We start from the raw sequence: 12,286 nt of genomic DNA on the forward strand, positions 1-12,286 counted from the left end.
AGCTCACACAAAGCCTATGTTCCGCAGTCTCTTCCTTGTCGGTTTTCTATTCTCGTTTGTTGCTGCGACGGCCCAAAAAGCCTCCCAGACGGCCGCGCGGCCCATGTCGCAGCGCATGGCTGATTCATTTATCAAATGGCATCCCGATTCCATCGTTATCGGCAACCGGAAAACGACGCGCTGGGACTATGAGCAGGGCCTGATGCTGAAGGCGCTGGAGCGGGTGTGGCAGCGTACCGGCGACGCGAGATACTTTACCTATATCCAGAAAGACCTCGACCTGTTTGTGCAGTCCGATGGCACCATTCGGACTTACAAAATCGAAGATTATAACCTTGATAATCTGACCACCGGCCACGCGCTGCTGTTGATGAGTCAGATGTCGTTGGGCAGCTCTGCCGCGCAGCAGAAGTACGTTAAAGCCGCTCAGCTGCTGCGCAAGCAATTGGCCGAGCAGCCCCGTACCAAGGCCGGCGGCTTCTGGCACAAGAAGATTTACCCTAACCAGATGTGGCTTGATGGCCTGTATATGGCCCAGCCATTTTACGCCGAATACAACCAGGTTTTCAATCAGACTCAGGACTTCGACGACGTAGCCAAGCAGTTTGCGTTGATCGAGAAAAATCTGGTTGACCCCAAAACGGGCTTGCTCTACCACGGCTACGACGAAAGCCGGGAGCAACAGTGGGCCAACAAGCAAACGGGCCAGTCGCCCAACTTCTGGGACCGGGGCATGGGCTGGTACGCCATGGCGCTGGTTGATGTGCTCGACTATTTCCCCAAAGAACACAAAGAATACGCAAACCTGGTGAAATATGCACAGCGCCTGGCGCCCGTGTTGGCGAAGTATCAGGACCCAAAAACGGGCACTTGGTCGTTGATAGTAGATCAGGCTTCACGCAAAGGCAACTACGCCGAAGCTTCAGGCAGCAGCATGTTTGTGTACATGCTGGCGAAGGGCGTGCGCATGGGCTACTTGGATAAATCGTATCAGAAAGTGGCCGAAAAGGGCTACCAGGGCCTGCTAAAGACTTTCGTGTCGAATGAAACTGACGGCGCTCTTGCCTTCAACGGCACGGTGAGCGTGGGCGGTCTGGGGGGCAAACCTTACCGCGACGGCAGCTTCGAATACTACTTGACCGAGCCACTGCGCAAGAACGATTTGAAAGGTGTTGGGCCCTTCATCCTCGCCAGCGTGGAGATGGAAATTGCCGCTGAAAACAAGCTAGGCCAGGGCAAAACCGTGGGCCTGGATACATACTTCAACCACGAGTCGCGCAAGAGCCCGATTACCGGTGAGCCGGAGCCGTTTCACTACACCTGGGAAGAGCGCACCCACGGCGGATTTTGGTTCTGGGGCAACCAGTTTCGGGAGCTGGGGGGCAAAACTGTATCCGTGCCGACCGCACCGACTGCTGCCTCCCTTAAAGGCTTAGACGTGTACGTTATCGTAGACCCAGACACGCGCAAGGAAACGCCAAACCCCAACTTTGTGGAGGCTGCTCATGTGCAGGCTATTAGCGATTGGGTGAATGCTGGCGGCACGCTGGTAATGCTAGCCAACGACACTTCCAACTGCGAAATTCCGCGCTTCAATCAGTTGGCTCAGGCCTTCGGATTGCGCTTCGCGAACACCAGTCTGAACATGGTAAAAGGCGACCAGTTTGAGCAGGGCAAAGTTGACCTGACCGGCGGCAAGTCGGTGTTCAAAACTGCCAAGACGGCTTACGTAAAAGAGCTGGCACCTTTGGAGGTAAAATCACCCGCGCAGCCGCTGGTAAAAAACGGCAACCACGTGATTATGGCCACCGCGAAAGTGGGTAAAGGAACCGTGTTCGCGCTGGGTGACCCATGGCTGTACAATGAGTACGTAGACGGCCGCAAAATCCCGGCTACCTACGAGAACTTCCAGGCTGGTAAAGACCTGGCTACCTGGCTGCTACAGCAAACCGTTCGCAAGTAAGGCTGCGCCACTTAGCTTTACTTCTTATGAGAATTTTAGGCGTTCTGTTTTTAGTGATGCTGCCTGTTTTGGGTGCAGCGCAGTCATCCTCTTTGTCGAAAGTGTGGGTGCCAGATTTGGGCAACGGCACCTACAAAAACCCGGTGCTTTATGCCGATTATTCCGACCCCGATGTGGTGCGCGTGAGCTCCGATTATTACCTGACTTCATCGAGCTTTAATGCTGCGCCGGGCCTGCAGATTCTGCACTCGAAAGACTTGGTAAACTGGTCGATTATCAGCACTGTTTTTACCCAGCAGTCGCCAGTTGACGTGTTCAGTAAACCCCAGCATGGTAACGGAGTTTGGGCTCCCTCCATCCGCTACCACAAGGGGCAGTTTTATATCTATTATCCCGACCCCGACTACGGGATTTATGTAACGCGGGCGAAGAATCCGGCTGGCCCCTGGGAAACGCCTATTCTTATCAAAGAAGCGAAAGGCTGGATTGACCCTTGCCCGCTCTGGGACGCGGATGGTCAGGCGTATCTGGTGCATGCTTTTGCCGGCTCGCGGGCGGGCTTTAAGAGCGTGCTGGCCGTGTCGCGCATGTCGCCCGACGGACTGAAATTGCTGGGCGACGAAGTGCTCATTTTTGACGGCCATGACAAGCACCCGACCATCGAAGGTCCCAAGTTTTATAAGCGCAACGGCTACTACTATATTTTTGCGCCGGGTGGGGGAGTATCTACGGGTTGGCAGGTGGTGCTGCGCTCCAAAAATGTGTTTGGCCCGTACGAAGACCGCATTGTGATGGCTCAGGGCAATACGCCCATCAACGGCCCTCACCAGGGCGCATGGGTGACTACCCCTGGTGACAAGGAAGATTGGTTTGTGCACTTTCAGGACCAGGGACCTTACGGGCGGGTGGTGCATTTGCAGCCCATGGTCTGGAAAAACGACTGGCCCGTCATCGGCAACGACCCGGACGGTGATGGCAAAGGCGAGCCCGTACTGACCTACCGGAAACCCGCGCACAAAGGCTCGGCTCAACCGCTGGCCACGCCCGCCACCTCCGATGAATTTGACGGCACTACGCTCGGCCTGCAATGGCAGTGGCATGCCAACCCACAACCGGGCTGGGCCTTCATAAATCCCCCCCAGAGCACACTGCGCCTTTATTCCGTGCCTCTGCCCGCCGACTTTAAGAACTATTGGCAAGTGCCGAACCTGCTGCTGCAAAAACTGCCCGCCGCGGCCTTTACGGCTACCACCAAGCTCACGTTTATTCCTCGCTTCGAAGGAGAAAAAACGGGTCTGATTGTGATGGGGATGGACTACGCGCACCTGAGTATCACCAACCAAAACGGCCACCTTTCGCTAGCTCCGGTTGTTTGCCAGAACGCTGATAAGCTAGCCCCCGAATCAGCAACTGCGCCGCCGGTAGATGTGCCCGCTAACCAGCCGATTTATCTGCGCGTGGCCGTGCGCGAAGGCGCCAAATGCCAGTTTAGCTACAGCCTCGATGGCCAGCAGTTTAAGCCCATCGGCACCGAGTTTCAAGCTCGTGAAGGCCGCTGGATTGGGGCTAAAGTAGGTCTGTTCTGCACCCGCGCCAGTAAAACCAATGACGCCGGCTCCGCCGATGTAGATTGGTTTCGGATTGAATAAAAAAGCCCCCCAGGCGCAGGTAAACTGACGCTGGGGGGCAAATCCTTTGCTGGGTTTCAACTTAAATAGACAGCACAAAGTCCCGCGGCTTCGACTTCTGATCTTCTGGTGATGCCGTCGCTAAGCGAGCCAATATGTGCTCTGGTAACCGCGTAGAGTCGCGCGCGATGAGTTCGGTAGCAATACGCACGGTGCCTACGGGCTGCGCACGGTGCTTGCGCTCAATCAAATCGATGAGGCGCTCGGCCGCCACCTGCCCGATTTCCTGTGCCGGCTGAACTACGGTGCTTAGCGAGGGCGACAAGAGCTCGGCTACGTTCAGATTGGTGAAGCCAATAAGCGAGACATCGTCGGGAATGGTGAGATTGCGCTGGCGCAGGGCCGTGAGGCAGCCCACAGCCAGCCGGTCGCTGGCGGTAAAAAAGGCATCGGGCGCGACAGGCAACGCCATCAGTTCATCCACCATAGGGCCTACTTCATTGGGCCCGAAGGTGCCGTAGCGCACCAAGTTTTCATCGTATGCTAAGCCGTACTTTTCTAAGGCCGCCCGATAGCCGGCCAGGCGCTCCTGCGTAATACTGAGCCAAGGCTGAATGGTGAGGTGAGCAATGCGCCGCCGCCCCGACTGAATCAGGTGCTCGGTGGCTGCAAAAGCGCCCTTAAAGTTGTCGGCCACCACTTTGGTCACTTCTAGTTCCGATGAAACCCGGTCGAAAAGCACGATAGGAACGCCCTTGTCGTGCAGCTCACGCAGGTATGTAACATCGGAAGTCTCGCTTGATAAGGACAGCAGCAAGCCATCAACACGCCGCGACATAGCCTGCTCTACGTTAGCGACTTCCCGCTCGTAGGACTCGTGGCTTTGGAAGATGATAACGTGGTAGCCGCGGTTGTAGGCAATGGCCTCAATGCCATTGATAGCCTGGGAGAAAAAGTAGTTGGCAATCTGGGGAACGATAACGCCAATGGCGCGGGTGCCGCTGCCTTTCAGGCTCAGCGCTATCGGGTTAGGACGATAGTTGAGGCGCTCGGCGCATTCCATCACCAGCCGCTTGGTCTCGGGGTTGATTTCGTAGCTGCCGCGCAAGGCTCGCGAAACAGTGGAGGTTGAGATGTTCAGTTCGCGGGCAATATCCTTAATGGTGAATGTTTCCAAGAAAGTAGCAGTGTAAGGGAGAGGAGTAAGTAGCGTCGGGGAGGCAAAACTGACTAAAGTTCAAGAACCATAAGCGTGCCGCCACTGCTTGTAGCACCTTGGCAGCAGAAATATCCACTTGTTTTCAGCGCAAATCCTAGTCGGGGCCGGGGAGAGTCGGCTTTGTGGCAACGTTCCCGATAACGTTTGCGCGAATAAAAACCGGGTTATACTTCCTGTTAAGCATCACTTCCTATGATATTAACAGAGCGAATATTTCGATCAGTGTCTTAAAAGTACACTGAATTTCTTTGAAAAGTTTATAACAATAACACCTGCATGAGTGCATCTTCTCTCTTCAGCTTAGCTGGCAAAGTGGCCTTGGTAACGGGTTGTAACCGCGGTATTGGGCAGGCGATGGCCATCGGACTGGCCGAAGCCGGCGCCGATATCATCGGCGTGTCGGCCTCGCTGGAAGCAAGCGGAAGTGAGACGGAACGGCAGGTGCAAGCCCTAGGTCGGCAGTTCACGGCTTACCAAGCCGATTTCAGCCAGCGCGCCCAGGTGGACGCCTTTATCCAGCAGGTGCAGGCCGACTTTCCCCGCATCGATATTCTGATCAACAACGCCGGTACCATCCGTCGCGCTCCCGCCGCCGAGCACTCCGATGCCGACTGGGACAATGTACTGGCTATTAACCTCGACTCGCCCTTTCGCCTCGCCCGGGCTATCGGGGGGCAAATGTTAAAGCAAGGCAGCGGCAAAATCATCTTCACGGCTTCGCTGCTCACCTTTCAGGGCGGCATCAACGTGCCGGGCTACGCGGCCAGCAAAGGCGCCATCGGCTCACTAGTGAAGGCGCTGGCCAACGAGTGGGCCGGTAAAGGCGTGAATGTGAACGCCATTGCCCCCGGTTACATCGCCACCGATAATACGGAGGCGCTACGTAACGACCCCGAGCGCAGCCAAAGCATCCTGGGCCGCATCCCGGCCGGGCGCTGGGGCACGCCTGAGGACTTCAAAGGACCCACCATTTTCCTTGCCTCCGAGGCCGGTAACTACGTGCACGGCACCATCCTTACCGTCGATGGCGGCTGGATGGGCCGCTAATTTCAATCATCAGCAACTACAGCATAAAGTATTACGCCCCATGCAGCAACGCCACGCCAGCAGCCCCCGCGAAACCGTCACTTTGACTACCGACCAGCTCCGCGAGCAGTTCCTGATCGAACAGCTCTTTGTCGAAGGTCAGATTGAATTCGTGTATTCTCACTACGACCGCATGATTGTAGGGGGCGCGGTGCCCGCTGGACAGACGCTGACTTTGCCGAACCCCGCGAACCTGAAAGCGAACTACTTTCTGGAGCGCCGCGAGTTGGGAATTCTTAATGTGGGCAGCGCGGGACAGGTGACCGTGGATGGCACCAGCTACGAACTCGGCAACCAAGACTGCTTATATGTCGGTAAAGGCGCGCAAATCATAATGTTCAGTGGATCAGCGGCCCGCTATTATCTGCTTTCCGCCCCGGCGCATGCTACGCACCCAACCACGCTACGCACGCAAGCCGAAGCCACTCCGGTAGAAATGGGGTCCATGGAAACGGCCAATGAGCGCACTATTTACAAGTACATCTACAACGAAGGCATTCAGAGCTGCCAACTCGTGATGGGTCTCACCCAGCTTAAGCCCGGCAACGTGTGGAACACCATGCCCGCTCATACCCACGACCGGCGCATGGAGGCCTATCTGTACTTCAATTTGCCCCCCAACCAGCGGGTACTGCACCTGATGGGCGAGCCGAACCAGACCCGGCCGCTGTGGGTGAGCAACGAGCAGGCCATCATCTCGCCGCCCTGGTCTGTGCACACGGGTTGCGGCACCAGCGCCTACGCCTTCATTTGGGGCATGGCTGGCGAAAACCTGGAATACACCGATATGGACGCCGTGGGCATCCATGATTTACGGTAAGTCAATCATTAAATCCCACCATTTCCACTATCCCCGCACATGAAAAAATATCTATTGTTCTTCTGTTTGCTGCTAGGGGCGGCGACGGGGGCCTTCGCCCAAGCCCAGCGAACCATTACGGGCGTGGTGCGGTCGGCAACCGAGGCTTTGCCCGGTGTAACCGTGCTCGTGAAAGGCACTACTAATGGTGCATCTACTGATCCCGAAGGTCGCTTTAGCCTCACGGTGCCAACGGGTCAAGCTGTGACGCTGAATATTAGCTCTATCGGCTACGTGTCGCAGGAAATTGCTGTTGGCGACCGTGACCAGATCAACGTTACGCTGAAGGAAGATGCCCAACAGCTGAATGATGTAGTAGTTATTGGATATCAAGAAGTTAATCGCCGTGATGTAACTGGCTCGGTGTCGTCAGTTGGCGCTCAGCAGATTAAGGACGTGCCGGTAAACTCGGCCGCGGAGGCGCTTACGGGCCGCTTGGCCGGTGTACAGCTAACCAGTTCGGAGGGTACGCCCGGCAACCAAAACGTACAGGTTCGGGTGCGCGGTGGCGGCTCGGTAACGCAGGACAACTCGCCGCTTTACGTGGTCGACGGTATTCAGATTGAAAACGCTCTGGGCGTAATTGCCCCCCAGGACATTGCTTCGGTCGATGTACTGAAGGACGCATCGGCTACGGCTATTTACGGTGCTCGTGGTGCCAACGGTGTTGTAATTATCACCACCAAAAAAGGCTTGGAAGGCAAAACGGTTATCAGCTACAATGGCTTCGCCGGTGTACGCAAAATTACCAATACGCTAGGTGTACTTGGGCCCGATGAGTACCTCAACTACCAGTACGAGCGTTCCCGGTATGCTGGTACTGCTGGCCTGAACAGTTTTAGAACGCTGTTTGGCTCTAGAGACTTTGCCAGCGACACCATTACACGGGCTCGCAATTCTCCCTTTGTAGACTGGCAGGATGATGTGTTTGGCAAGAACGCTTTCCAGCAAACCCACAATGTATCGTTAGCTGGCGGGGTGAAAGGCACCACCTATTCACTAAGCCTGACCCGCAACACCGAAGACGGTATTCAGCGCGGCTCCGACTACGAGCGCAGCTTGATCAACTTCCGCTTTGACACCAAAGCGACCGACAAGCTCACTGTTGGTCTGAACGTGCGTTTCAATGACCAAGAGTCCAATGGCGCCGGTACCTCTACCTCAGGTTCATCCGTTACCTCGCGCCTGCGCAATACGGTGCAGTATCAGCCCCTGATCATCCCTAGAGCTGATGGTACTGTCATAGATGTATCAGCCTTCGATCCGGAGTTCTTCGAGACTTCCTCGCTAGTAAACCCCATCCTTACCATCGACAACGAATACCGCCTCGATAAGCGCCGCACCTTCAACGTGGGGGGCAATATTGCGCTAGAATTGGCCAAAGGATTAGTCTTCCGCTCAACGGCTGGTTTCGACATTACCAATTTTGACCTAAGCACCTTTAACGGTCGCTATTCGCCTACTATCCGGCAGGCTGCGGGGGGCTATCTGAACTTGCCTTTCGCCACCATCACGACCACTAGCCAGAATACCATCAACAACTCTAACGTGCTGGACTATTCATTCAAGAAAGACCAGCACTCTGTTGGTATTTTGATTGGTGAAGAGATTTATCAGCAGCGTAACACCCAGCAGTTCATCCAAACCAACTTCCTGCCGCTGGAAATCACGGCTGAGCGGGCGTTGGCCAACATCAACCAAGGCGTATTACCGGCTGGCCAGACTTCCCAGCCCGTGCTACCCCAAACCAGCATTCCGCAGGACTACCGCTTGCTATCGGGCTTTGGTCGCTTGACGTATTCTTACAATGACAAGTACCTCTTCACGGGTACGTTCCGGGCCGACGGCTCGTCGAAATTTAAGGACAGCAACCGCTTCGGCTTTTTCCCTGGTGCCTCGGTTGCGTGGCGGATTTCGCAGGAAGAGTTCTTTAAAGGAGTTCCAGCTGTATCGGATTTGAAGCTGCGCTTGAGCTACGGCCAGGCCGGAAATAACCGCATCGCTGACTTCCTAACCGACCAGCTGTACCGAGCCGGCAGTGCTCCCTATGCACTCAATAATAACATCGTAAACGGTTCAGCACCTGTAAGCTTACCTAACCCTGACTTGAAGTGGGAAAAAACCACTTCGCGCAACTTAGGTCTGGATTTGTCTTTGCTCGACAACCGCATTCAGTTCACGGCTGACGCCTACTACAACACTACCAGCGACCTGCTCATCAACCGTCCGATTCCGGCTTTCACCGGCTACACCTCGCAACTCCAAAACATTGGCTCAACCTCTAACCGCGGTCTGGAATTGCAGGTTATCGGCAACATCGTAAACAACGAGAACTTCACCTGGACGGCTACCGCCAACACCTCCTTCAACCGGGGCCGCATTGAGGACTTAGGTCCTAACACCACCGAAATTCTGGGCATTGCTTCCGGCTGGGCCGGCACTGCACTCAACCAGGATTTCGTAGCCCGCAAAGGTCAGCCTGTAGGGCAGATGTACGGCTACGTAACCGACGGCTACCTCACCGCCGACGACTTCATTGGCTATGTCCCCGCAACTACCCCCACGGGTGTGGGCACCTGGACGGTTAATCCTGATCGGCCCTTGGTGAATAACTTGGGTATCATTGGCGCGAATGAATTCCGTCCAGGCTTGATCAAGCTGCGTGACCTGAACAACGACGGTATCATCAATAATCAGGACCAAACGGTAATCGGAAACGCTAATCCGAAAGCAGTAGGTGGCTTGAACCAGCAGTTTACCTACAAGAACTTCGATGCCAGCATCTTCCTGAATTTCGTGGTTGGCAATGATGTTTACAACGCGAACAAAATCGAGTTCACGACCAACACGGCCAACACCACCTTCAACAACGTGCTCGACATCATGGGTAACCGCTATCGCACCATTGAGGAAGATGGCAGCCCCATCACGACACTGGAGCGCTTGCGCGAAGTGAATCAGAACGCCGACATCTGGACGCCTACGCAGGCTTACTTCCTGCACTCATGGGCAGTAGAAGATGGCTCTTTCCTGCGGGTGAACAACCTGACCCTGGGTTACTCTTTGCCAAAGGCTCTGATCAGCCGCGCCAAGCTCTCGACGCTGCGCTTCTACGTGACGGCCAACAACCTCTACACGTTCACCAAATATACGGGCTACGACCCTGAAGTGAGCACCCGCCGTGCTACGCCCCTGACGCCAGGCGTCGATTACGCTGCCTATCCCCGCAGCCGCGCCTTCCTGTTTGGTGTGAACGTTTCCCTCTAATCTAGCAATCTCTTCAACTCATGAAATTCCCCATTTCTTTTCGAGCTGCGCTAGCTGCTGTCGCCTTGGCCGGCACCGCTGGAACCCTGTCTTCCTGTAAAGACTACCTGGATGTTGATCCGGTAGGTTTGAATACCACTAGCTACACCTTCAGCACCGTGGCTGGTGCTACCGCCGCCGTTATCGGAGCCTACGATCCGCTTTCGGGCGATAATGGATATGGTACTCGGGTTAGCATGTATTACCCCTTCGATTCGGATGAGATGATCGGTTCTATTGGGCCAGTTGATGGTGGTCGGCGCAGCATTGCCCGCTACGCCGCGCTGCCTGCCAATACCGAAATCACCAACCCCTGGAACCAGTTATATCAGGGCGTGGAGCGCTCAAACATTTGCATCGAGCAGATTCCGCTAATGGCGCTGTATACCACCGGCACCCCCGCCGATACGGCCGAGCTACACCGTCTGCACGGTGAAGCGTTAACCCTGCGGGCCCAGTACTTTTTTGAGCTAATACGCAACTGGGGCGATGTACCAGCTCAGCTTACACCCGCCAAATCAGGCCAAGACTTTGCCTTGCCTAATGCTGACCGTAATGCTACGCTCACCAAGATGATCGAGGACCTGGGTGTCGCTGCTAAGCTGGTGCCGTGGCGCTCAAAGGCTGGTGCTGCTAATGAGCGTATCACCAAAGGTGCCGTGAAAGCGTTGCGGGCGCGGCTAGCGCTGTATCGGGGCGGCTACTCGCTGAAAGGCAGCGAAATGGTACGCCCCTCTGACTACCTTGAGTACTACGCTATTGCCCGCCAAGAATGTGCTGAGCTGATGGCAAACCGCGGAGAGCATAACCTCTCGCCTGATTTCCTGCAGCTATTTAAAAGCATCAATGAGAAGAAGATTTCGCCTAACAACGAAATTATGTTTGAGGTAGGCATGGCCACAGCTACGGCTGGTTCAGGAAGCAAAGTGGGCTACTATAACGGCCCCCGCATGAATTCCTCACCGATTTATGGCTCTTCGCAAGCTGGCGTAAACATTGCGCCCACTTATTACTACGCCTTCGATTCTACTGACACGCGTCTCAACGTTACAATTGCCCCCTACACCATTCCATCGAATAACTTCCAGACAGGTGTAACATTGAACACCGTTTACGACGGCAAATTCCGCCGGGACTGGCACATTCCACCCGTGCCGGGCACCGGTAACTACTTGGATTACAACTGGCCTTTGATCCGCTTCGCCGACGTATTGTTGATGTTTGCGGAAGCCGAAAATGAATTGAACGGTCCAACCGCCGCCGCTCAAAATGCGCTGCTAGAAGTGCGTACTCGTGCTTTCGGAGGCAATCGGACGCGGGCTACTGCTACGCTTGCCCAAAGTGGCTTCAGCTTAACCAGCAAGCAGAATTTCTTTAATGCACTGGTAAATGAGCGTTATCTGGAATTTGGTGGCGAAGGTATCCGCAAGTACGACTTGCTACGCTGGAACCTATTTGCCCAGAAGATAGCCGAGGTCAAAGCCAACATTGAGAAGTTGTCTAAGGGCGAGGCTCCTTATCAAAACGTGCCGCAGTACATGTACTTCCGCACGCCGTCGGCTAGCCCTTTACAGTGGACTCGATCATTCTATCGGCCTTCGCCGGCTAACAACGCTGCTCCCGCGGGCACCGTGCGCATAAACTGGCGTTTGAGTGTAGATGCCCAATATGTGGCGAATACCAAACCAGTAGGAACAGTTTACGTCCAGAATGCTACTACACGCGCCACTAGCACAGGTGCTGGCTTAGCTGCTGAGTATGTGCCCGGCAAAGGCAAGGAACTGCTCCCAATTCCGCAGAGCACCATCGCTTCTGACCCGGCGCTTGTGCAGAACTTCGGCTACTAGCTGTTTGCTCATGGCAACTACGCCCACGTCAGACACCTTCTTCAAATCCGACCGTCTTCCCTGGGAGACGGTTGGAGAGGGGGTGACGCGACAGATACTTACCCACGAGCCCAGCTTAATGCTGGTGCGCGTAAACTTTGAAGCGGGTGCAGTGGGTGCTCTGCATCATCATGTGCACACGCAAATGACTTATGTCGAAAGCGGCGTGTTTCGGTGCACGGTAGGAGAGGAGGAGCGCACGTTGCGGACCGGTGATGCATTTTACGCGCCCTCCAATGTGTGGCACGGCGTGGTGTGCGAAGAAGCAGGAAAATTGGTGGATGCCTTCAGCCCCATGCGGGAGGATTTTGTGTAATGCCCCGAAGGCGCCTATACGAT

8 protein-coding genes are annotated in these 12,286 nt (G+C 55.2%); 7 read left to right on the top strand and 1 reads right to left on the bottom strand.

The genetic code is table 11. The features are described from left to right. The first annotated feature begins 16 nt into the window (after positions 1–16). Positions 17–1,963 (top strand): glycoside hydrolase family 88 protein, encoded by a 1,947-nt coding sequence (locus H8B13_RS01895; protein ID WP_261990189.1) that lies wholly within the window; start codon positions 17–19, stop codon positions 1,961–1,963. A gap of 26 nt (positions 1,964–1,989) precedes the next feature. Further along, on the top strand, positions 1,990–3,612 hold the full coding sequence (locus H8B13_RS01900) for a glycoside hydrolase 43 family protein (RefSeq protein WP_187309132.1): 1,623 nt from the start codon (positions 1,990–1,992) through the stop codon (positions 3,610–3,612). A 61-nt stretch (positions 3,613–3,673) separates the two neighbouring features. Here the strand turns inward: H8B13_RS01900 and H8B13_RS01905 are convergent, their stop codons facing one another. After that, positions 3,674–4,768 carry a LacI family DNA-binding transcriptional regulator gene (locus H8B13_RS01905; RefSeq protein WP_187309133.1) on the bottom strand — a complete coding sequence of 365 codons (1,095 nt, stop codon included), beginning with the start codon at positions 4,766–4,768 and terminating at the stop codon, positions 3,674–3,676. A gap of 318 nt (positions 4,769–5,086) precedes the next feature. Between H8B13_RS01905 and kduD the strand changes: the two genes are divergently transcribed. Genes kduD through H8B13_RS01930 form a run of 5 tightly spaced genes read left to right on the top strand, consistent with a single transcriptional unit; the run spans position 5,087 to position 12,263 of the window. Continuing rightward, the gene (gene kduD, locus H8B13_RS01910) at positions 5,087–5,857 is read left to right on the top strand and encodes a 2-dehydro-3-deoxy-D-gluconate 5-dehydrogenase KduD (RefSeq protein WP_187309134.1); all 771 of its coding nucleotides are present in this window, start codon (positions 5,087–5,089) and stop codon (positions 5,855–5,857) included. Between the two features lie 40 nt (positions 5,858–5,897). Beyond that, positions 5,898–6,716 (top strand): 5-dehydro-4-deoxy-D-glucuronate isomerase, encoded by an 819-nt coding sequence (kduI, locus tag H8B13_RS01915; protein WP_187309544.1) that lies wholly within the window; start codon positions 5,898–5,900, stop codon positions 6,714–6,716. A gap of 39 nt (positions 6,717–6,755) precedes the next feature. Next, positions 6,756–10,022, top strand: a complete 3,267-nt coding sequence (locus H8B13_RS01920) for a SusC/RagA family TonB-linked outer membrane protein (RefSeq protein ID WP_187309135.1) — start codon at positions 6,756–6,758, stop codon at positions 10,020–10,022. A gap of 20 nt (positions 10,023–10,042) precedes the next feature. Then, positions 10,043–11,908 carry a RagB/SusD family nutrient uptake outer membrane protein gene (locus H8B13_RS01925; RefSeq protein ID WP_187309136.1) on the top strand — a complete coding sequence of 622 codons (1,866 nt, stop codon included), beginning with the start codon at positions 10,043–10,045 and terminating at the stop codon, positions 11,906–11,908. A 10-nt stretch (positions 11,909–11,918) separates the two neighbouring features. Then, the gene (locus H8B13_RS01930; RefSeq protein ID WP_187309137.1) at positions 11,919–12,263 is read left to right on the top strand and encodes a cupin domain-containing protein; all 345 of its coding nucleotides are present in this window, start codon (positions 11,919–11,921) and stop codon (positions 12,261–12,263) included. The last annotated feature ends 23 nt before the right edge of the window (positions 12,264–12,286 follow it).

Source organism: Hymenobacter sp. BT188, from assembly GCF_014333585.1.
Classification (GTDB): Bacteria; Bacteroidota; Bacteroidia; order Cytophagales; family Hymenobacteraceae; genus Hymenobacter.